This window comes from Herbiconiux oxytropis (assembly GCF_024979315.1).
Taxonomy (GTDB): domain Bacteria; phylum Actinomycetota; class Actinomycetes; order Actinomycetales; family Microbacteriaceae; genus Herbiconiux; species Herbiconiux oxytropis.
Map to the genome: position 1 here is coordinate 89,467 of NZ_JANLCK010000006.1, position 19,269 is coordinate 108,735.

The 19,269-nt window shown below is 67.2% G+C and carries 21 protein-coding genes; 16 read left to right on the plus strand and 5 right to left on the minus strand.

The features are described 5' to 3' along the window. The first annotated feature begins 96 nt into the window (after positions 1–96). On the plus strand, positions 97–1,998 hold the full coding sequence (locus tag N1028_RS12160) for an ABC transporter ATP-binding protein (protein ID WP_259529286.1): 1,902 nt from the start codon (positions 97–99) through the stop codon (positions 1,996–1,998). Here N1028_RS12160 and N1028_RS12165 read toward each other — a convergent pair. Beyond that, the gene (locus tag N1028_RS12165; RefSeq protein ID WP_259529287.1) at positions 1,995–3,203 is read right to left on the minus strand and encodes a glycoside hydrolase family 32 protein; all 1,209 of its coding nucleotides are present in this window, start codon (positions 3,201–3,203) and stop codon (positions 1,995–1,997) included. The genes N1028_RS12160 and N1028_RS12165 overlap by 4 nt on opposite strands. Before the next feature lie 173 nt (positions 3,204–3,376). Here N1028_RS12165 and N1028_RS12170 point away from each other — a divergent pair, with 173 nt between their 5' ends. From N1028_RS12170 to N1028_RS12195, 6 genes are all read left to right on the plus strand, one after another. After that, positions 3,377–4,693 (plus strand): extracellular solute-binding protein, encoded by a 1,317-nt coding sequence (locus tag N1028_RS12170; RefSeq protein WP_259529289.1) that lies wholly within the window; start codon positions 3,377–3,379, stop codon positions 4,691–4,693. A 129-nt stretch (positions 4,694–4,822) separates the two neighbouring features. Continuing rightward, positions 4,823–5,716, plus strand: a complete 894-nt coding sequence (locus tag N1028_RS12175) for a carbohydrate ABC transporter permease (protein ID WP_259529291.1) — start codon at positions 4,823–4,825, stop codon at positions 5,714–5,716. After that, positions 5,713–6,552: a carbohydrate ABC transporter permease gene (locus N1028_RS12180; RefSeq protein ID WP_259529295.1), complete on the plus strand. Its 840-nt coding sequence runs from the start codon at positions 5,713–5,715 to the stop codon at positions 6,550–6,552. Before N1028_RS12175 ends, N1028_RS12180 begins: the two co-directional genes overlap by 4 nt. Before the next feature lie 27 nt (positions 6,553–6,579). Then, positions 6,580–7,641 (plus strand): LacI family DNA-binding transcriptional regulator, encoded by a 1,062-nt coding sequence (locus N1028_RS12185; protein WP_259529297.1) that lies wholly within the window; start codon positions 6,580–6,582, stop codon positions 7,639–7,641. Next, the gene (locus N1028_RS12190) at positions 7,634–8,569 is read left to right on the plus strand and encodes a carbohydrate kinase family protein (protein WP_259529298.1); all 936 of its coding nucleotides are present in this window, start codon (positions 7,634–7,636) and stop codon (positions 8,567–8,569) included. The genes N1028_RS12185 and N1028_RS12190 overlap by 8 nt, the downstream gene beginning before the upstream one ends. Further along, complete coding sequence (locus tag N1028_RS12195; RefSeq protein ID WP_259529300.1) at positions 8,566–9,906, plus strand: NosD domain-containing protein; 1,341 nt, start codon at positions 8,566–8,568, stop codon at positions 9,904–9,906. Before N1028_RS12190 ends, N1028_RS12195 begins: the two co-directional genes overlap by 4 nt. A 103-nt stretch (positions 9,907–10,009) precedes the next feature. Here the strand turns inward: N1028_RS12195 and N1028_RS12200 are convergent, their stop codons facing one another. Continuing rightward, positions 10,010–10,912, minus strand: coding sequence for a helix-turn-helix transcriptional regulator (locus tag N1028_RS12200; RefSeq protein WP_259529302.1), 903 nt, complete (start codon positions 10,910–10,912; stop codon positions 10,010–10,012). A gap of 302 nt (positions 10,913–11,214) precedes the next feature. Between N1028_RS12200 and N1028_RS12205 the strand changes: the two genes are divergently transcribed. Genes N1028_RS12205 through N1028_RS12230 form a run of 6 tightly spaced genes read left to right on the plus strand, consistent with a single transcriptional unit; the run spans position 11,215 to position 15,068 of the window. Then, positions 11,215–11,571 (plus strand): cyclophilin-like fold protein, encoded by a 357-nt coding sequence (locus N1028_RS12205; protein ID WP_259529303.1) that lies wholly within the window; start codon positions 11,215–11,217, stop codon positions 11,569–11,571. A gap of 47 nt (positions 11,572–11,618) precedes the next feature. After that, on the plus strand, positions 11,619–11,963 hold the full coding sequence (locus N1028_RS12210) for a carboxymuconolactone decarboxylase family protein (RefSeq protein ID WP_259529305.1): 345 nt from the start codon (positions 11,619–11,621) through the stop codon (positions 11,961–11,963). Next, positions 11,960–13,207, plus strand: a complete 1,248-nt coding sequence (locus tag N1028_RS12215; protein WP_259529307.1) for an MFS transporter — start codon at positions 11,960–11,962, stop codon at positions 13,205–13,207. Before N1028_RS12210 ends, N1028_RS12215 begins: the two co-directional genes overlap by 4 nt. Beyond that, positions 13,185–14,222, plus strand: coding sequence for a zinc-dependent alcohol dehydrogenase family protein (locus tag N1028_RS12220; protein ID WP_259529308.1), 1,038 nt, complete (start codon positions 13,185–13,187; stop codon positions 14,220–14,222). The genes N1028_RS12215 and N1028_RS12220 overlap by 23 nt, the downstream gene beginning before the upstream one ends. A gap of 15 nt (positions 14,223–14,237) precedes the next feature. After that, positions 14,238–14,627 carry a hypothetical protein gene (locus N1028_RS12225; RefSeq protein WP_259529309.1) on the plus strand — a complete coding sequence of 130 codons (390 nt, stop codon included), beginning with the start codon at positions 14,238–14,240 and terminating at the stop codon, positions 14,625–14,627. Positions 14,628–14,630: 3 nt separating this feature from the next. Next, a complete protein-coding gene (locus N1028_RS12230) occupies positions 14,631–15,068 on the plus strand; it encodes a cupin domain-containing protein (RefSeq protein ID WP_259529310.1) in 438 nt (145 codons plus the stop codon). Between the two features lie 182 nt (positions 15,069–15,250). Here the strand turns inward: N1028_RS12230 and N1028_RS12235 are convergent, their stop codons facing one another. Both N1028_RS12235 and N1028_RS12240 read right to left on the minus strand, forming a co-directional pair. Continuing rightward, entirely contained in the window at positions 15,251–15,589 is a 339-nt protein-coding gene (locus tag N1028_RS12235) for a MoaF-related domain-containing protein (RefSeq protein WP_259529311.1), read from the minus strand. Positions 15,590–15,622: 33 nt separating this feature from the next. After that, positions 15,623–16,570, minus strand: coding sequence for a quinone oxidoreductase family protein (locus tag N1028_RS12240; protein ID WP_259529312.1), 948 nt, complete (start codon positions 16,568–16,570; stop codon positions 15,623–15,625). 165 nt (positions 16,571–16,735) lie between these two features. Between N1028_RS12240 and N1028_RS12245 the strand changes: the two genes are divergently transcribed. Then, positions 16,736–17,617: a helix-turn-helix transcriptional regulator gene (locus N1028_RS12245; RefSeq protein ID WP_259529313.1), complete on the plus strand. Its 882-nt coding sequence runs from the start codon at positions 16,736–16,738 to the stop codon at positions 17,615–17,617. A gap of 131 nt (positions 17,618–17,748) precedes the next feature. On the opposite strand, the gene N1028_RS12250 is transcribed toward N1028_RS12245, so the two are convergent. Continuing rightward, positions 17,749–18,336 carry a TetR/AcrR family transcriptional regulator gene (locus N1028_RS12250; protein WP_259529316.1) on the minus strand — a complete coding sequence of 196 codons (588 nt, stop codon included), beginning with the start codon at positions 18,334–18,336 and terminating at the stop codon, positions 17,749–17,751. A gap of 95 nt (positions 18,337–18,431) precedes the next feature. On the opposite strand from N1028_RS12250, the gene N1028_RS12255 reads away from it, so the two are divergent. Both N1028_RS12255 and N1028_RS12260 read left to right on the plus strand, forming a co-directional pair. Then, positions 18,432–18,752: a carboxymuconolactone decarboxylase family protein gene (locus tag N1028_RS12255; RefSeq protein WP_259529317.1), complete on the plus strand. Its 321-nt coding sequence runs from the start codon at positions 18,432–18,434 to the stop codon at positions 18,750–18,752. 22 nt (positions 18,753–18,774) lie between these two features. Continuing rightward, complete coding sequence (locus N1028_RS12260) at positions 18,775–19,176, plus strand: cupin domain-containing protein (RefSeq protein WP_259529319.1); 402 nt, start codon at positions 18,775–18,777, stop codon at positions 19,174–19,176. Positions 19,177–19,269 lie beyond the last annotated feature (93 nt).

The following is a 19,269-nucleotide window of genomic DNA, read 5'->3' on the forward strand; positions in this document are numbered from 1 at the left end:
GTCTGACGCAGCCGAGCGGATGGTGCCTTAGCGTGGAGTTGCACTGACCTGACCGTTGTCGAGGACCGTGTCGAGCCCGCGACGGAAGGAACCACAATGAGCATGGAAAGCGCGGCCTGGAGCTCGCTGTACAAGATCTCGAGCGCCAGGGACGGCAAGCACGGCATCTCCCGTGAGGCAGTGCGGCGGATCATGACGTTCGCAGTGCCCTACCGGGCCAAGCTGCTGATCTTCATCGCGCTCTCCGTCGTGGGCGCTTTCCTCGCGGTCGCGACGCCGGTGCTCGCCGGCCAGGTGGTCAACGTCATCGTCGCGCGGGGCGCGGTCAGCACGATCGTGTGGCTCGCCGTCGTCATCGCCCTCGTGGCCGTGGCCGACGCCGCCGTGTCACTCGTGACGCGCTGGTTCTCGGCGCGGATAGGCGAAGGCGTGATCCTGGATCTGCGCACCGCCGTCTTCAACCACGTGCAGAAGATGCCGATCGCGTTCTTCACCCGCACACGAACGGGCGCCCTCGTGAGCCGCCTCAACAACGATGTGATCGGCGCTCAGCAGGCCTTCAGCGGCACGCTGTCCGGCGTGGTCACGAATCTCGTGGCTCTGATCCTCACCCTGATCGTCATGCTCAGCACCTCCTGGCTCGTGACGCTTCTCGCCGTGATCATGCTCCCCATCTTCTTGATACCCGCACGCCGCATGGGCAGCCGTCTCGCCGCGCTGCGCCGCGAGGCCGCCGACCACAATTCCGCCATGAGCACGCAGATGACCGAGCGCTTCTCGGCGCCAGGCGCCACCCTCGTGAAGCTGTTCGGCCGGCCCGACGAGGAGGCCGAAGAGTTCCGCATGCGTGCCGCCCGCGTGCGAGACATCGGGGTGCGCACAGCGATGCTGCAGTTCGTCTTCGTCACCGCGCTGACGCTCGTCTCGGCTCTGGCTCTCGCGCTCGTGTACGGCCTTGGAGGTTTCCTCGCACTCGCCGGGCAGCTCGACACCGGCGATGTGGTGACGCTGGCGCTCCTCCTCACACGCCTCTACGTGCCGCTGACCGGGCTCGCCAACGCACGCGTCGAGATCATGAGCGCTGTCGTGAGCTTCGAGCGCGTCTTCGAGATCCTGGATCTCGAACCGCTCATCACGGAGAAGCCCGACGCCGCCTCCGTGCCCGAGGGGGCGGTTTCGGTCGAGTTCGACGACGTGCGCTTCGCCTACCCGTCTGCCGACAAGGTGTCGCTCGCGTCCCTCGAGGAGGTCTCCACGCTCGACACCCGCGGTGGCGAGGAGGTGCTGCACGGCGTCTCCTTCAGGATCGAGCCGGGGCAGACCGTCGCCCTTGTCGGTACCTCCGGTGCGGGCAAGTCCACGATCGCCCAGCTGCTCTCACGCCTTTACGACGTCGACAGCGGCACCGTGCGCCTCGGGGGGACGGACGTCCGCGACGTCACCTTCGCCTCCATGAAGCACACCCTGGGCATGGTGACGCAGGACGGTCACCTGTTCCACGAGACCATCCTCTCCAACCTGCGCCTCGCGCGGCCGGAGGCGTCCGACGACGAGGTGTGGGACGCCGTCCGCCGGGCGCGGCTCGAGCCGCTCATCCGGTCCCTGCCGGACCAGCTGGACACCATGGTGGGAGAGCGTGGCTACCGGTTGTCCGGCGGCGAGCGTCAGCGGATGACCATCGCGAGGCTCCTGCTCGCCCAGCCGCGCGTCGTCATTCTCGACGAGGCGACGGCGGCGCTGGACTCGACGTCGGAGGCCGCCGTGCAGGCGGCGCTCAGCGAGGCGCTCGAAGGACGAACGGCGCTGGTCATCGCACACCGGCTCTCCACCATCCGCAACGCGGACGTGATCCTCGTGGTCGAGGACGGCTCGATCGTGGAGTGCGGTACGCACGAGGAACTGCTGGCGGTGGGTGGGCGGTACGAGGAACTGCACCGCACCCAGTTCGCGGTGCAGAAGAACGTCGCGGCCGACGAAGAGGCACCGAGCGGGAACTAGTCGCTGAGCTGGGTACCCCGCCAGACCGGGGAGAAGGGGGCGTCCGCGCCCACGGCGAACGAGGCGTGCCCGGCGAAGACCTCGACCGTCTCTGCGTCCACGAGCACATCGACTGCGCCGGCCCAGGCCGGTACTTCAGTGTCCTGACCGTTCCAGGAGCAGCGGACGGCTCGTTCGTCGCGATGCAGCAGGAGGGGCCCCGCCGGGTTCGCGATCTGGATCCGGTCTCCGATCCCGATCGTGAGTGGAGCGGGTGAGGACGCCCCGGCGAACGCCGCGGTGGCCACGGCGGGGTGCGGGGTGGCGATCAGGCTGTCGCCCTCGAGGTGGAGCACGTGCGGCACGCTCAGCGCGCTGGCCCGGCCGGCCTCCTCGTCGAGTGCGCCGCGCATCCAGTAGATGAGGCAGGGCTGCCCGTCGCGGTCGCGGAAGAACGACGGTGCGTAGTAGCTGTCACCGAAGGTGAGGCGTCCCCAGTGCGCGGCCTCGAAGCGGCCGTCCGTGAACTCGCCGATCGCGTAGACCACGTAGTGCAGGTCGTCGTCGTCCCAGACGGACGTCACCATGACGTCGCGGTCGCCGACGGAGAAGATCTGCGGGCATTCCCAGAGGGTCCCTGTCCACACCGGCTCGGTGTCGCGGGTGCTGCGCGAGGCCGCCAGGCCCTCGTAGGTCCAATCGGCCAGATCGTGCGAGACGAAGGAGCTCGCCGCTGCGTCTCCGCCGGCGATGGCAGTGCCCACGAGCATCCGCCAGCGGTCGCCGTCGCGCAAGAGGAACGGGTCGCGGAAGGCGACGAGGTCGAGCGGGGGAGCCTCGACGACGACGTCGCCCTTCGCCCAGGTCAGCCAGTCGTCGTCGACGGGGGTGGCCGTGCGGATCCTGCCGACACCGAAGTCGGGGGTGGAGACGGCCGTGTAGAAGATCGTCGGCCGGCCCTCGTCGTCGACCGCGATCGAGCCCGACCAGATGCCGTCGTCGCCGTCGCCGGGCTCGAGGGCGACCGGGTGCTCCGTCCAGGTGACCAGGTCAGGAGACGTCGCATGCCCCCAGCGGCACTCGGGGGCCCAGGTTGTGCGCCCGGGCACGTACTGGAAGAACAGGTGGTACAGCCCGTCGTGCCAGGTCACCGCGAGGGGGTCGTTCATCCACCCGGACTGCGGGGTGAAGTGGATGCGAGGGCGTGGGCGCTGCGCGTCCGGCATGGGCGGCTCCTTCTGCGTCCGCCCTCCATGGCGGTCGCGGTCGAACCAGTATGGGCTTGACAAGACGTTTTGGCAAAACGTATTGTCATGGTCAGTCGCCTCGGCGGCGGGCGCCGTCCCTCGGCGCGTATCCTCGCAACCACACCACGCCGCACAGAATTGGAGTCGGAGTAATGATGCTTCGCAAACACCGGCAGATCCCTCGACGAGTCCTCGCCGGAGCAACCGGAGCGCTCGCCGCTCTCGTGGCCGTGACCCTCACCGGGTGCGGCGCAGGAGGCGGGACGACCGCCTCCGGTGACGACTCGATCACCGTGCTCGTCGAGGCCGGCGGCCACGGCGAGCTGCAGCCCATCGCCGATCAGTTCGAGAAGGACACCGGAACCTCGGTCACCTTCGTCGAACTGCCCTACGACGGTCTCTACAACCGCCTCAACAGCGAGTTCAGCTCGGGTGCGCTCTCGTTCGACGTCGCCGCGCTCGACTCCATCTGGCTGCCCACCTTCGCCGAAGCCCTCACGCCCCTCGACGACATGATGACCGACGACGTGCAGTCCGACCTCTTCCCGGCCCTCGTGACCGAGGCGCAGGTCGACGGATCGTTCGTGGGGATGCCCGCGTGGACGAACTCCGAGATCCTGTACTACCGCACCGACCTCTTCGAGGATCCGGCCCAGCAGGCCGCCTTCAAGGCCGAGTACGGCTACGACCTCGTGCCGCCGACGACGTGGGAGCAGTACGCGGACATCGCCGCGTTCTTCACGCAGGACACCGACGGCGACGGCCAGGTCGACGTCTTCGGCACCGATGTCAAGGGCGCCGTGGAGACCGAGTGGCTCGCCACCCTCTCGCAGACCGGGGAGACCGAGATGGTGGTCGGCGACGACGGTGCCGTCTCGCTCGGCGACGCCGAGAGCCTCGAAGCGCTCGACTTCTACACCAGCCTCCTGCCCTACGCCCCTTCAGGTGCCGCGCAGCTCGACTGGGCCGGATCGCAGAACCTCTTCAACCAGGGCCAGCTGGCGATGATGCGGTTCTGGGCCCACGCCTACAAGCAGATCCCCGCCGACTCCGCGGTCGCCGGCAACGTCGGTGTCACCACCATGATCGGAGGCCCCGGCGGAGTCGCGGGTGTTCCGGGCGCCTGGTACCTCTCCGTGCCCTCCGGCACGAGCAAGCAGGAGAAGGCGCTGGAGTTCGTGCAGTACGCCTACGACCACAACGAGCTCTCCGTCGACACCGACCTCGGGCTGGCGTCGCGCATCTCCGTGCTCGAGCAGTATCAGGACGAGCCCGGCTACGAGAACTACGGGCCGCTCATCGACACCCTGAACGCGGCGTCGACCATCCCTCGGCCTGCCAACCCGCAGTGGCAGGAGATCGTCGACTCGGCGCTGATCCCGATGATCCAGAAGGCCGTGGTGCCGGGAGCCGACAACCAGAAGCTCCTCGACGAGGCCAAGGCGCAGGTCGAATCCATCATCGGCTGACCCCGCGGCTGCGGCGCCACCGGCCTGACCGGAGCGCCGCAGCCGAGCCCACCGATCAGCCGAGCTCACCGATCTCCCGACCCCGCCGATCTCCACGGCCCCGCCCACCTCCCGACCGAAAGTCTCCTCGTGCGTCTCACAGATCGCCGGTTCGCCTTCCTCCTGATGCTGCCGGCCACCGTCTTCCTCGCCGTGTTCGTGGCGTGGCCTCTCGTGCAGTTCATCTCGGACTCGTTCTTCGAGATCAGCAAGTTCGCCGGCGGTCCGCGCACCTTCGTGGGTCTCGACAACTACGTCGAGGCGTTCACCTCGGGCGACTTCGGCAACGCCGCCTGGCGCACCGTGGTCTACACGGTGATCGTGGTGGTCTTCGAGTTCGTGCTCGGTCTCGCCGTGGCGCTCATCTTCACCGCCCTCGGCAACTCCTCGAGGATCTTCCGCACGATCTTCCTCTACCCCCTGATGATCGCCCCGATCGTGGCGGGGCTCCTGTGGCGGTTCCTGCTCATCGACAACTTCGGCATCGTCAACCAGCTGCTGACGGATGCGCACATCCTCCAGGATCCGGGACAGATCCAGTGGCTGAGCGACCCGAACATCGCCCTCTTCTCGGTGGCCATCCCCGACATCTGGCTCACCACGTCGTTCATCTCGCTCGTGCTCTTCGCCGGGCTGCAGAACATCCCCGGTGACGTCATCGAGGCCGCCCGCCTCGACGGCGCCCGCTACCCGACGATCCTGTTCCGGATCATCATCCCGTTGCTCCGGCCCGTGATCGCCGTCGCCTTGATCCTCCGCGGCATCGACGCAGCGCGTGCCTTCGACGTCATCCTCATCCAGACCAACGGTGGCCCGCAGCAGAGCACGGAGACGATGTCGCTGCTGGTCTACCGCACCATGGTGAGGTTCGGCGACCCGGGGCTCGCGAGCGCGATGGGGACCATCTACCTGGTGGCCATGCTCGCGGTGTCGGTCGCGGCCATCCTCTTCATCTGGCGTCCCGGAAGTGAGAACCAACGATGAACGGCCTCGAGACCACCCGCATCAGCTCGAGGGTCATCCTCTGGATCGCCCTCGTGCTCCTCGTCGTGCTGTACGGCTTCCCCTTCCTCTACATGCTGCTCACGTCGTTCAAGACCCCGCTGGAGACGATCGCGGTGCCGCCGACGGTGCTGCCCTCGACCTGGACGATCGAGAACTACGCCTCGGCCATCGGGCGCGACGGCGTGGTGGCCTCGTTCGTCAACAGCGTCGTCACCGCCGTGCTCAGCACCCTCATCTCCCTGGTGCTGGCCGTGCCGGCCGCCTACGCGGTCACCCGGTTCCGCACTCGGTTCGGCCGGTTCTTCATCGTGGGTGCGCTCGTGATGCGGATGGTCCCTCCGATCGTGATCGGAGTGCCGATGATCGCGATCTTCCGGAACCTGGGCATCTCGGACACCTCGTTCGCCTTGGCGATCGCCCACGCCACCATCTCGCTGCCTTTGTCGATCTGGCTCATGTCGAGCTTCTTCGAGGCGGTCCCCGAAGAGCTCGAGGAGGCCGCGAAGATCGATGGCGCAAGTCGGTTGGGCGCGCTCTGGCGGGTCGTGCTTCCGGTCACGGCCGGAGGAGTGGCGGTCACGGCCATCTTCGCGTTCCTCGCCTCGTGGAACGAGTTCCTCTTCGCGCTGCTGCTCACGGCCACCCGATCGCAGACCACTCCGATCGTCATCGCGAACTTCCAGACCCAGTTCGGTCTCGATTGGGGAGCCATGACCGCCCTGGCTGTGCTCTACTCGGTTCCGGTGATCCTGTTGGCGCTCGTTCTTCAGCGCCACATCGTCGCCGGGCTGACCGCCGGTGCGGTCAAGGGTTGAGACGGCAGCGGAGCGCAGGGGAAGACGATGGCCAGGAAGACAGTAGGCATCCGGGATGTCGCACGCGAGGCGGGTGTGTCGGTCACGACCGTATCCCACATCCTCAACGACGTCGAGTCCGCTCGGGCGAGTGACGAGACGCGCGAGCGGGTCCGCGCCACGGCGGAGCGCCTCGGCTACGGCGCCAACCGGATAGCCAGGAGCCTGCGCCGGCAGCAGTCCGAGATGATCGGACTGCTGAGCGAGGAGATCGCCACCACGCCGCACGCCGGCCGGATCATCCTCGGTGCGCAGCAGGCCGCGCGGGAACGAGGACTGACCCTCGTGCTCATCAACACCAGCCGCAACCAGCTCGACATCCAGCGTGACACCGACGCCCTGCTGCGTCAGCAGGTCGACGGTGTGCTCTACGCCACCATGTACCACCGCGAGATCGCTCTGCCGCGATCGCTGCAGTCGGTTCCGACCGTGCTGATCGACTCGACCTCCGACGACGGCAGCGTGCCCTCGGTCGTGCCGGACGAGGAGGGCGGGGCCTACGCGGCGGTCGGCGAGCTGATCCAGCACGGTCATCGGCGCATCGGGTTCGTCACCAACATCGACGACGTGCCCGCCACGCGAGGGCGACTGGCCGGCTACCGCCGGGCCCTCGGGGATGCCGGACTCGAGTTCGACGAGTCGCTCGTCGTCGCCGAGCAGTCCGAGACCCCGGGCGGCTACAAGGCCTCCCTGGCCGTGCTCGACCGGGCCGACCGCCCCAGCGGGCTGTTCTGCTACAACGACCGCATGGCGATGGGCGCCTACCGCGCTGCCGCCGAACTGGGGATCCGCATCCCCTCCGACCTCTCGATCGTCGGGTTCGACAACCAGGAGCTCATCGCCGAAGGGCTCTACCCGGCCCTCACGACCGTGGCGCTGCCCCACTTCGAGATGGGGGAGTGGGCGCTCGACGCGCTCGCGGCCTTGATGCAGGATGACGCTGCAACCGAGGCGGTCGCCTCCTACGAGCCCGCGGTGCTCTCGTGCCCGCTCGTGCGCCGCCAGTCGGTCGCCGCGCCAGCCGAGGATGGAGCGAGTTCGAGTGACTGAGTTCCTCGTGGTCGGTGAGGCACTGGTCGACGTCGTGTCGACCGCAGCCGGGCGCACCACGCACCCGGGAGGGAGCCCCATGAACGTGGCCGTCGGGCTCGCGCGACTGGGAGCTCCGGTGGCCCTCGCAACCCGTCTCGGTGCCGACGAGCACGGTCGGCTCCTCGCGCGGCACCTCGCGGAGTCGGGAGTGCGACTGGCTCCCGGATCCGTCGACCCGTTGATCCGCACCTCCTCGGCGACCGCGACGATCCGGGCCGATGGTTCGGCGGAGTACGACTTCGACATCGCATGGAACCTCGACGATCTGCCGACGAGCGGGTATGACGTGGTGCACACCGGGTCGATCGGGGCGATCCTCGCACCGGGCGGCGCCGCCGTCGCCGCCGGTTTCGAGCGTGCGCGCGCCGATGTCCTCCGATCGTTCGACCCCAACATCCGGCCATCCGTCCTGGGAGCGCGTGACACCGTGCTCCCCCTCGTCGAGCGCCTCGCACGCATGAGCGGTGTCGTGAAGCTGAGCGATGAAGACGCGGACTGGCTGCACCCCGAGCTCGATCCGCTCGGGGTCGCGGCGCACTACGCGAGGCTCGGGGCGTCCGTCGTCGTCGTGACGCGGGGCGCCGAGGGCAGTCTTCTCCGGCTGGGTCCGGAGACCCTCCTCGTCCCGGCCCAGCCCGTCGAGGTCGCCGACACCATCGGTGCGGGCGACTCGTACATGGCCGGACTGCTCTTCTCCCTCGCCACGACCATCGGGACCGCTGCCGTGCTCGGGGGAACGGTGCAGCTCGCCGAAGCGGCCGAGGCCTGTCGCTTCGCCGCCGCCTGCGCCGCCGTGACAGTGAGCCGCCCCGGCGCCGACCTGCCGCGCCTCGGCGAGGTCGCCGTCCCCTCCTCCTCGTTCCCCTCCGAAGGTGAGACACCATGACGAACGGCAACCGCTACGACGTGACCACCTGGCCCGTCGGCGACCCGGTCGAGGACATCGGCGAGGTCATCAACAGCATCATCGCCGACATCACGAGCAGGCAGGTCGGCGCGGACGACCGCGACGGCGGCAAGCCCGGCGCCGTCATCTACGTGCCTCCCGGCGACTACCGCCTCCGCACCCAGGTCGTCATCGACATCAGCTTCCTCCGGATCGAGGGCTCGGGGCACGGCTTCACCTCGTCGAGCATCCGGTTCAACGTGCCCGAGGAGGAGTGGCCGGACCTGCACGAGCTCTGGCCGGGGGGCAGCCGCATCCTCGTGGACATGCCGTTGACGGAGGGCTCCACCGAGGTCGAGGGTGCCGCCTTCTACGTCGAGCGGGCGGGCAGCCCCCGCATCAGCTCGGTCGAGTTCTCGAACTTCTGCATCGACGGGCTGCATTTCCGCCCCGACGGATCCCGGAAGCATCCGGAGAACACGTACGTCAACGGCAAGACCGGGATCTACGTCGCGAGCGCCAACGACTCGTTCCGCATCAACGGCATGGGCTTCGTCTACCTCGAGCACGCGCTGACGGTCTGTCAGGCCGACGCGCTCTCGATCCACGACAACTTCATCGCGGAATCCGGCAGCTGCATCGAGCTGCGGGGCTGGGGTCAGGCCTCGAAGATCACCGACAACCTCATCGGTGCAGGCCCGGACGGCTACTCGATCTACGCCGAGAACCACGGCGGTCTGCTCGTCACCGCGAACAACGTCTTCCCGCGCGGTGCGAGCAGCGTGCACCTCGAGGGGGTCTCGCGCTCCAGCGTGAGCAGCAACCGGCTGCACTCGTTCTACCCGGGCATGGTGGTCCTGGCCGGCGACAGCTCCGAGAACCTCATCGGCGCCAACCACCTCCTCCGCGATGAGGAGCCGTGGACGCCGTTCCTCGGTGTCGGCAACGGGGCGGACGACCTGTACGGCGTCATCCGCGTGGAAGGGAGCTTCAACTCCGTCATCGGCAATCACATCTCGGAGGTCGTCGACACCCACAGCATCCGACCGGCCGGGGTGACGCCGGTCATGGTGCGGCTGGCGTCCGGAAGCGGCAACTACGTCGCGAGCAACCACGTGGTCGCCAGGGGCGTGCACGCCGCGTCCGGCGGCTCCGCCTTCGAAGCCCAGGTGGGCGCCCTGCTCACGACCGCGTCGGCCGAAGCGCTCGCCGTCACGGCTGTCGTCGTCGATTCGGAATCCACGGGGAACACGGTGCTCGACACGGGAACGGACGACCAGATCACCGCGGACCGGAATGCCAACGCCATCAGACCTGCTCCGGCGCCAGGGGCCTAGCGCAGCAGCACCGCACCTGCTCGCGGATGTCGGCGCAGATCTCGGCGGGGGAGGAGAGTCGTCGACCGAGCGCCCTCCTGTCGGTTGGCGACAGCGTCGGCTTTCAGTCGGTTGTGACTCGAGGGCGTGTCGATAGGTCGCGGGCGGTATCGGCGATGCGCTCTGTTGCCGCCCAGCTAGCAAGAAGCCGCATACCTTCCTCCGACGGGCTGCCAGGGGCCGGCGTGTAGACGGTGAGGGTGTGGCCTGGGTCATCTTCCAGGTCCATGACGTGGTAGGTCAGCTCGAGCAGACCGACCGCCGGGTGCTGGAACTGTTTGGCCCCTGAGTAGTGGCGGCGAACGTCGTGGGCGCCCCACAGTGTTCGGAACTCTTCGCTTCGCACCGAGAGCTCCCCGATGAGATTGCTGAGCTCTTTGTCGAAGGGGCTGCGGCCGGCGTCTCGGCGAAGGATCTGCACGTTCACGTTCGCCGCGCGGTTCCAGTCGGGGTAGAAGTCGTGTGCGCGAGGATCGAGGAAGATGAACCGAGAATGGTTCGCCGGTCGTGCCGGGCCTCGGTACATCTCGGAGTAGAGCGCGAACCCGAGATCGTTGGCGGCCACGAGGTCCATCCGGTTGTTGCCCACGAATGCCGCTGCCCCGGTGATCGAATCGAGCAGATGCTGGGTCGCGGGCCGCAACGACGGAGCGGGCGGTTTGGGCGCCCGAGGCCTCGCCCCGATGTTGGCTGTTCGGGCGAGGTCGTGCAGGTGATCGCGTTCGGCACGGTCGAGGGCGAGCGCCCTCGACACGGCGTCGAGCACACTGTCCGAAACCCCGGTGAGGTTCCCGCGTTCGACTCGCGTGTAGTAGTCGACGCTGAGGCCGGCGAGTCGGGCCACCTCGTCGCGTCGAAGTCCTGGCACCCGACGTCGTCCGCCCGTCGGCTCCACCCCGGCTCGTTCGGGGCTGATCCGAGCCCGGCGTGACACCAGGAACTCGCGTACCTCGCTGCGATTGTCCATGGCACCACGGTAGATCCCCGACCAGTCAGGAGGGAGGGTCTACTGAAACCCGTTTAGACAGCACCCTCCCTCCGACTGATCAGTACGGCTTGACTTCCTCTGTGACCACACTTCCTTTGAAGGCATCCGGCCGAATGTTCGCAGTGGCCGCCGCTGTTGCGCTTGGGCTCTCGGGATGTGCGGCCGACGCCGCCACCGTCCCTGGCGATGAGGCGGCGACTCGCCCTGCCTCGGCGGTGCCGACCGTCATGCCCCCCACCGCACCGCCTGCCACCCCTGTACCTGATGTCCCGGAGGTTCCCGTGTCGTCGGACACTCGCATCACGGTCACGGTGAACGGCAGCACCGTGACCGGCACGCTTGTCGAGAGCGCCGCTACCGCCTCCCTTGTGGCCCAGCTACCGCTCGAGCTCTCGTTCACCGATTTCGGCGGGCAGGAGAAGATCGCCACGATCCCCGCCCCGCTCGACCTCGACGGAATGCCCTCCGGTGGCAGTGCCGAACCGGGCACGGTCGGTTACTACGCTCCGGACCAGGCGCTCGTTCTGTATTACGACTCCGTCGGCTACTACGAAGGCATCATCCCGCTCGGAACATTCGACGACGTAGCTGCGGTGCGCGACGCCCCGGCATTCACCGGCACGCTCGACTCGAAATGAGCCGACCGCCTGACAGCCGAACCTCACACTCTTTCAAGGAGCACTCCATGAACGATCAGCCCCGCCAGGTCGGCGGTGGTCGCCGCAGCATCGGCGACATCGCCCCGAAGCTCGCCGCCCTCACCGACGACGTGCTCTTCGACGACGTCTGGAACGGGCCCGGTCTCGGCGCCCGGGACCGCAGCCTCATCACCGTCGCTGCCCTCGTGCGCGGCGGTGACACCGAGCAGCTCCGCTTCCACGTCGGCCGTGCGCTCGAGAACGGCGTCACTGCCGACGAACTCGTCGAGACCGTCACCCATCTCGCTTTCTACGCCGGCTGGCCGAAGGCGATGAGCGCCACCACCATCCTGAAAGACGTGCTTGGCGCGTCCGAGGCAGAGCACGAATGAGCACGGCCACCGCCAGTGTCCCCGTGATGCCGGCCACCACTGAGCGCAGGCTGCCGGTCGTCGCGCTGATCACGCTTGCCCTGATCGGGTTCATCTTGATCGCGATGGAGACCATGCCGGCCGGTCTGCTGCCCGACATCGCCTCGGGCATGGGAACGAGTGAAAGCACCGTCGGGCTGTTCGTCAGCGCGTACGCCCTCGGCACGGTCATCGTCACTGTCCCGGCCATCTCGCTCACCAGGGGCTTCCGTCGCAGGCCTTTGCTGCTGGTCGGTGTGGCGGGCCTGATTCTGGCGAATGCTGTCACGGCCGTGTCGCCCGACGTCACCGTCTCGCTCATCTCCCGCTTCGTGGCCGGATCGTTCTCCGGGGTGATCTGGGGCATGCTCGCGAACTATGCCATCCGCATCAGCCCCCCGGCCCGCTCGGGACTCGCGCTGTCGATCATGTCGACCGGAGCTCCGCTCGGATTCGCATTCGGCACGCCGCTCGGAGCGTTCATCGGCGGTGCCACCGATTGGCGCTGGTCGTTCATAGGTCTGAGCCTGCTCGGCCTCGTCGTGGGCGCACTCATCCTGGTCGTCGTGCCTGACGCGCCCGGGCTGCCCGCCAGTGGCCGCCTGCCGCTGCGCCGGGTGCTCGGTCTTCGCGGGGTACCGATCGTGCTTGTCGTGATCGTGGTGTGGATGCTCGCCCACAGCACCCTGTACACCTACGTCGCCCCCTATCTTCGTGTCACCGGCACCGGCATCACCCCCGATCTGATGCTGCTCGTGTACGGCATCGCGTCGCTCGGCGGCGTCGCTCTGGTCGGGGCCTTCCTCGACCGGCACCCCAGGGCGCTACTGCATCTCTCTGCAGCGACCTTCACCGCAGCAGGGACCGTGCTGCTCGTCGGCCACGGATCGGTGCCGGCGATCCTCATTGCGGCCGTGCTGTGGGGTGTCAGCTTCGGTGGCACCGCCCCTCAGCTGCAGAACGCCCTCACCCACGCGGGTGGTGACAACGCCGACATTGCCAACTCGTTCCTGCCGGTGGCGTTCAACCTCGCCATCTTCGGCGCCGGCATTCTCGGCGGCCTCCTCCTCACAGACTTCGACGCCCTCATCCTCCCCGCCACCATGGCCGTCCTAGGTCTCGCTGCACTCGGCCTCACCCTGCACGGGCGGCGCTCCGCCTTCACCGATTCCTCACTGCCCCCCTCCAGAGAAAAGAACCATCATGCGCGCAACACTCATGTATGAAGCCGGTGACGTCCGCGTCGAGACCGTCCCCGACTCCCGCATCGAAGAACCCACCGATGCCCTCGTGCGGGTCACCGCCGCCTGCATCTGCGGCAGCGACCTACACCCCTACCACTCGATGACCGCCGAGAACGGCTCTGCCCGGATGGGTCACGAGTTCATCGGCATCGTCGAGGACACCGGCACCGCCGTCACCACCCTGAAAAAGGGCGACCTCGTCGTCGCCCCCTTCGCGATCTCCGACGGCACCTGCGAGTACTGCCGGGAGGGCCTCCAGACCTCGTGCGTTCACGGTTCGTTCTGGGACACCCAGCCGCGCGAGGGCGGCCAGGCCGAAGCCGTCCGAGTGCCCTTTGCCGACGGCACTCTGGTGAAACTCCCCGTCGACGCCGACTCCGCGCTCATCCCCTCGCTGCTGACCTTGTCCGACGTTCTTGGCACCGGCTACCACGCCGCCGTCCGAGGCGGGGTGAAGCCCGGATCGACCGTCACCGTCATCGGCGACGGTGCCGTCGGGCTCCTCGCAGTGCTGTCGGCGAAGCGACTAGGCGCCGAGCAGATCATCCTGATGGGCCGCCACCAGGCCCGCACCGATCTCGGTCGCGAATTCGGTGCCACCGACGTCGTCTCCGAGCGTGGCGACGAAGGGATTCAGAAGGTGCGCGACCTCACCGGCGGCCAGGGCACGCGCGTCGTGCTCGAGGCCGTGGGCCACATGCCCGCCTACGAGCAGGCCTACGGAATCGTGCGCCCCGGCGGCACCATCAGCCGCGTCGGCGTGCCCCAGTACGAAGCTGCCCCTGTCGGTTTCGGTAGCCTGTTCGGCAAGAACGTCACCCTCACCGGCGGCCCCGCACCCACCCGCGCCTACATCGAAGAACTGATGCCCGACATCCTGAACGGCAGCATCGAGCCGGGGAAGGTCTTCGACACCACCACCGACCTCGACGGCGTTCCCGCCGGCTACAAGGCGATGGACGAGCGGCGTAACCTCAAGGTGCTCGTCACTCCGTGACCGACTGATCTGAGCGTGATGACCGTCGAGGCCGCCGGGGCAGCTCTGCACGATGGGAACATCGTGCAGGCGGCCCTGGCAGCGCGTGCCGCCCTGGTCGTCGGTGACGCCATCGCGCGTTCGCACGCGGTCTCACTGCGCGATGCTGGCCCTGACACCGAACAAGGAGCCTGGATCAGAACCCGCCTCTCTCAGGAACTGGCAGCGGCACGCACGACCCTCCGCAGTGTGCTGAACGGGGAGGTCGCTCTCGATTACCCGGACCGCCTCGCCGAGGCTCTACAACTGTGTCGCATCTGGCGAGAGCTGGATGCCGAGTTCGCACTGAACGAGAGTCTCATCGTGCGTGAGCTGCGCGAACGGCACGGCATCGTCCTCCCGATCCCCCAACCGGAAGTGAAGTGAAACATGACCAGCAACAGCAGATTCGACCAGATGTTTCCTCTCGGCGAGAAGAACGACGCCTACGCCCAGTACTTCTCGGGCCAGAGCTATTTGGCGCCTCTCACCGCCGGAAGCGTGCCCGTGAGCAACGTCAGCTTCGAACCAGGCTGCCGTAACAACTGGCACATCCATCACGGCGCAGACGGAGCGGGCGACCAGATCCTGCTCGTCACCGCGGGGAGCGGCTGGTACCAGGCCGAGGGTGAAGAACCCATCAGCCTTGAACCAGGTACAGCGATCCGAGTGCCGGCCGGCACCAAGCACTGGCATGGAGCGAAAGCCGACGCGTGGTTCTCTCACGTTGCCTTCATCACGCCCGGTGACGGCGTCTGCAACGAGTGGCTCGAGCCCGTCACCAATGAGGAATACGATCAGTTGCCGACCACCGCACAGCAGGCATAGGCGCTACCAGGACGAGGTAAGAGGTCATGTCGCGGGTGATTCCACCGGCATCGATGACTGCACGGCCCTGTCGAACCGCCCGAATAAACCAACGCGTGCCACCCAGATCGGCACGAACACCAGACGGTTGTGGAGGGTCGTGCCGATCCGCAACTCCTCGGCATCCCCCTCGTGTGTTCGGGCTAGCGGACGCGGGTCCAGGTGCCGGTGAGCTGTACGAAGTGGCCGCCGATGACGGAGCTGGCCATGCAGGCGCCCTCGGTGTAGTCCTCGATGTGGGTGACGTGGTCGCCGGAATCCGGTTCGGTCCATCGCACGACGTACAGGCCGTCGCGGACCTTCGTGGTGGTGTAGTCCATCGTCTCAGTGCGGCCGGCGATTGCGCCGCCGGTGACGGTGAAGGTGACGCTGGTCTCGGTGTTGAAGGTGATCTCGACGGTGAAGTGACCGAGCGGCGTGTCGGGCCCGAGGTCGGCCAGCCAGGTCTGTCCGACGCTGGGGAGGGTTGCGGTGGTGTCCATCGCTTTCTGCTTTCTTCTAGGGTTCGTCGGTGATCAGAACTCGAGGATCTGGCGGCCGCGGAGGCCACCTTGCTCGAGTCGTCGATGGGTGGCGGCCGCATGGGCGGCGGGGTAGGAGGCGGCCACTCGGGTGGTGAGCTCGTTTCGCTCGACCGCCCTGGCTAGGCGGACGATCGCATCGTGGCGCAGGTTGGAGCGCATCACGTAGGAGCCGAACACGCGGATGCCGCGGCCGGGGACCACGTCGGTCGGGAGGTAGAAGGCGACCTGGCCGCCGTCCCGCACAGCACCGATGACCGCGTCGGTGAGGATCGCGGCGTCGGCGAGGGCATCCGCGCCTCGTCCGTGTGTGGCCTCGAGGACGCCGGCGACGAAATCGGCCTCGCGGTCGAGCACAACGGCTGCGCCGAAACTGCGCACCAGGGCTTGGTCGCTGCTGGGCGCGTCGGCGATCACCGTCAGGCCTCGTTGGGCGGCACGTTCGACGAGGTAGCCTCCGACCGCGCCGGTGGCGCCTGTCACGGCCAGCGTGTCGCCGGGCTGGAGGTCGAGTTCCTCCAGAGTGATTTCCGCGGTCAACGCATTCGAGAGGAAGGAAGCGCCCTCCACGTAGTCCACATTCGCGGGCATGGCCGTGACGGACTCGGACGGAAGAACGATCAACTCGCTGTAGCCCCCATGGCTGCCATCCGGAACCACGAACCCGATCACGGAGTCGCCGATGCTCAGGTCGAACCCCGCGGGCTGGCCCGGGCCGATCTCATCGATGGTTCCAGCGACATCCATCCCGGGGACGACCGGTTCGGTGACCGTGCCGTCTTTGCCGGCGAACCCGCCCGAGCGGATGATCGCGTCGACCGGATTGACCGCTGCCGCCCGAACCTCGATACGAACCTGCCCAGCGCCCGCGTGCGGCTCAGGGAGCTTGACCGGACGCAGCACGTCCGCGTCGCCGAACCGGGTAAGACCGATTGCCTTCATAGTTTTCTCGCTTCTCAAAGATGTGGACGGCATCCCGTGCCTGCCCACAGGCAGCTGGGATCGTTCTTCGATCACAGCGCAGGAGCCGCCGCCGGGGGAGTCTGCGATGTGAGGTGTTCCCGCAGGGAACCCCACGGACGTGACTGATGGAATTACCGTGGAGGCATGACCAATCGCGAGGATGTGCGCGCGTTCCTGATGTCCCGTCGCGCCAATGTGACTCCCGAGGACGTCGGACTGCACGGCGATTCGAACCGGCGCGTTCCGGGGCTTCGCCGCAACGAGGTTGCTGTTCTCGCCGGCGTCAGCGTCGAGTACTACTCGCGGGTCGAGCGCGGCAACCTCGCTGGTGTGTCCGACGCTGTGCTGGATGCGCTCGCTGAAGCGCTTCGCCTCGACGACGCCGAGCGGGCGCACCTGTTCGATCTGTCCGGTGCGGCGAACGCGTCACCGGTGCGCCGGTCACGACGCGCGCCCGCTCAGACCGTTCCGGCGTCGATGGCGTGGACACTGGAAGCGGTCACGAGGGGTGCCGCGTTCATTCGAAACAACCGGCTCGACATCGTGGCCGAGAACGCCCTGATGCGAGGGCTGTACAACGAGGCATACTCGCACCGAGAGCGCCCCGTGAACCTGGCCCGATTCGCATTTCTGCAGCGTGATCTCGCGGAGCAGTTCTATGTGGACTGGGATGCCGCCGCCGACCTGAACGTGGGCCTTCTCCGAACCGAAGCCGGAAAGAGCCCTCACGACAAAGCCCTCCACGATCTGATCGGGGAGCTCGGAGCGCGAAGTGACGATTTCCGGCAGAGGTGGGCAGCTCACGACGTCCGAGTGCACACCAACGGTCCGAAGCTCATCCGGCACTCCGTCGTGGGGGACCTCGACCTCGTCTTCCAATCATTCGATGCGGGCATCGATCCTGGCCTCCACCTCGTCACCTATACGGCGGCACCTGGGTCACCTTCGGAACAGAGCCTCGCCTTGCTGGCGACGTGGGTTGCAACGAACGAGTCGGAGAACGCGACCTCGACGCTGCCGCAGTAGCCGATTTGTGGGGTGCCCTGGTGGTACGCGTCACCACAGACGGGAGCCGGTGGTGTGATCTCCCGAGTCGGCGTAACGCAGTACGAGGAGGCCCCATCGGTTTCATGTCGCTCTTCGGCAAGAGCTCCGAATCAAGGTGTAGCCGCGAGTCGGCGGGCTGCCTCCACGACGCTCGCTCGGCGGCGTGCAACTTCGGCGACGCTTTGGTCGTTGGTCATCATCCGCGCGACCTGGGGAAGGACTGACCAGTAGCCGGCGAGGGCCAAAAGGAGAAAATTCAGATGCTCCGGCGGAAGTGCAGCGGAGAGATCCCCGGACGTCTGAGCCTCACCGAAAGAGTTCGTTTTGCCGGCGTAATAGTCGCGGCGCTGCTGCTCCTCCGGGACGTCGGCAGGGAACGACAGCGCCTCCCAGAGCACCAGCCTCACGAGGTCGGGGTGTTCGTAGTTGTAGTCGAAAAGCTTGCCCGCATATTCGCCGATCCCTTCCGGAGTGAATGAGTCGACCGGTATCGCCTCAGCGATGATCGCAAGCTTCTCGCGAAGCACGATCTCGAACAGCTCGTGCTTGCCGCCGAAGTAGTTGTAGACCCGCTCCTTGTTCACGCCGGCGAGCTTCGCGATCCGCTCCATCGTCGTACCGTCCGGGCCTCGCTGGGTGAACTCTCGCGCAGCAGCGTCGAGGATCTTGCGTTTGGTACCTGCTACGTCCCACGCCATGTTCTCTCCTTTTCCAACGTTGGCGTTGCATTTCTTCGCCAACGCTACTACATTGATAACCAACGGCAACGTTGGATAATGAGAGAAGGACGCCCATGCCCGATTCAGACCAGACGCCCATGCAGAAGATGATGGGCGACTTTGCCCCCACCTTCGTGTCCCTCACGGACGACGTGCTCTTCGGGCAGGTGTGGGCGCGGCCGGAGCTCTCCAAGCGCGACCGCAGCTTGATCACCATCAGCAGCCTCGTCTCGGCCGGCAACATCGAGCAGTTGAGCGCACATATCCCGATGGGAATCACGAACGGGCTGAACAAGGACGAGATCATCGAGGCCATCACACACGTCGCGTTCTACGCGGGCTGGCCGCGAGCGGTCTCCGCCCTCACTTTGGCCCAAGAGATCTCCACCGACTAACGGCACCAGCAGAAAGACGATCATGATCATCGAACCTCAGCGCGAGACCGTCCTGAACCCGGAGGAGCAGTTCCCCGGCGGCGTCTGGCTTGACGTCCTCGCAGCTCCCCATGGGCCCGAGCAGCGAGCCACCATGGCGAAAGTCCGCTTCCAGCCAGGTGCCCGGACCGCGTGGCACTCCCATGCGCGGGGCCAGTATCTGCACGTCACTGACGGCGTTGCTCGCTTCGGCGACCGGGACGGAAACATCATCGAAGTCCACCCCGGCCAAACCCTCTACACGCCCCCCGGGGAACAGCATTGGCACGCCGCAGCGCCAGGCGTGTTCATGGAACACCTGGTGCTCCTCGAAGCCGACGACGGGGCCGACCACGCCTCCTGGTGGGGCGAGCAGATCACGGAGGACGAGTACGAAGGCCGCTGACAAACACCTGCACCCACCTCTTCCCAACCTCTCCATTCCTGATTCCCGCCAATCCGTGCCCGTCCGCCAGGGCGGCCTCACACAGAAGGAACA

Excerpts from the sequence above, each read along its gene's own strand:
- N1028_RS12220 (WP_259529308.1), top strand. The coding sequence starts at position 13,185 with ATGCGCGCAACACTCATGTATGAAGCCGGTGACGTCCGCGTCGAGACC.
- N1028_RS12215 (WP_259529307.1), top strand. The coding sequence starts at position 11,960 with ATGAGCACGGCCACCGCCAGTGTCCCCGTGATGCCGGCCACCACTGAG.
- N1028_RS12185 (WP_259529297.1), top strand. The coding sequence starts at position 6,580 with ATGGCCAGGAAGACAGTAGGCATCCGGGATGTCGCACGCGAGGCGGGT.
- N1028_RS12245 (WP_259529313.1), top strand. The coding sequence starts at position 16,736 with ATGACCAATCGCGAGGATGTGCGCGCGTTCCTGATGTCCCGTCGCGCC.
- N1028_RS12165 (WP_259529287.1), bottom strand. The coding sequence starts at position 3,203 with ATGCCGGACGCGCAGCGCCCACGCCCTCGCATCCACTTCACCCCGCAG.
- N1028_RS12230 (WP_259529310.1), top strand. The coding sequence starts at position 14,631 with ATGACCAGCAACAGCAGATTCGACCAGATGTTTCCTCTCGGCGAGAAG.
- N1028_RS12195 (WP_259529300.1), top strand. The coding sequence starts at position 8,566 with ATGACGAACGGCAACCGCTACGACGTGACCACCTGGCCCGTCGGCGAC.
- N1028_RS12210 (WP_259529305.1), top strand. The coding sequence starts at position 11,619 with ATGAACGATCAGCCCCGCCAGGTCGGCGGTGGTCGCCGCAGCATCGGC.
- N1028_RS12240 (WP_259529312.1), bottom strand. The coding sequence starts at position 16,570 with ATGAAGGCAATCGGTCTTACCCGGTTCGGCGACGCGGACGTGCTGCGT.
- N1028_RS12160 (WP_259529286.1), top strand. The coding sequence starts at position 97 with ATGAGCATGGAAAGCGCGGCCTGGAGCTCGCTGTACAAGATCTCGAGC.
- N1028_RS12260 (WP_259529319.1), top strand. The coding sequence starts at position 18,775 with ATGATCATCGAACCTCAGCGCGAGACCGTCCTGAACCCGGAGGAGCAG.
- N1028_RS12250 (WP_259529316.1), bottom strand. The coding sequence starts at position 18,336 with ATGGCGTGGGACGTAGCAGGTACCAAACGCAAGATCCTCGACGCTGCT.
- N1028_RS12170 (WP_259529289.1), top strand. The coding sequence starts at position 3,377 with ATGATGCTTCGCAAACACCGGCAGATCCCTCGACGAGTCCTCGCCGGA.
- N1028_RS12235 (WP_259529311.1), bottom strand. The coding sequence starts at position 15,589 with ATGGACACCACCGCAACCCTCCCCAGCGTCGGACAGACCTGGCTGGCC.
- N1028_RS12200 (WP_259529302.1), bottom strand. The coding sequence starts at position 10,912 with ATGGACAATCGCAGCGAGGTACGCGAGTTCCTGGTGTCACGCCGGGCT.
- N1028_RS12255 (WP_259529317.1), top strand. The coding sequence starts at position 18,432 with ATGCCCGATTCAGACCAGACGCCCATGCAGAAGATGATGGGCGACTTT.
- N1028_RS12180 (WP_259529295.1), top strand. The coding sequence starts at position 5,713 with ATGAACGGCCTCGAGACCACCCGCATCAGCTCGAGGGTCATCCTCTGG.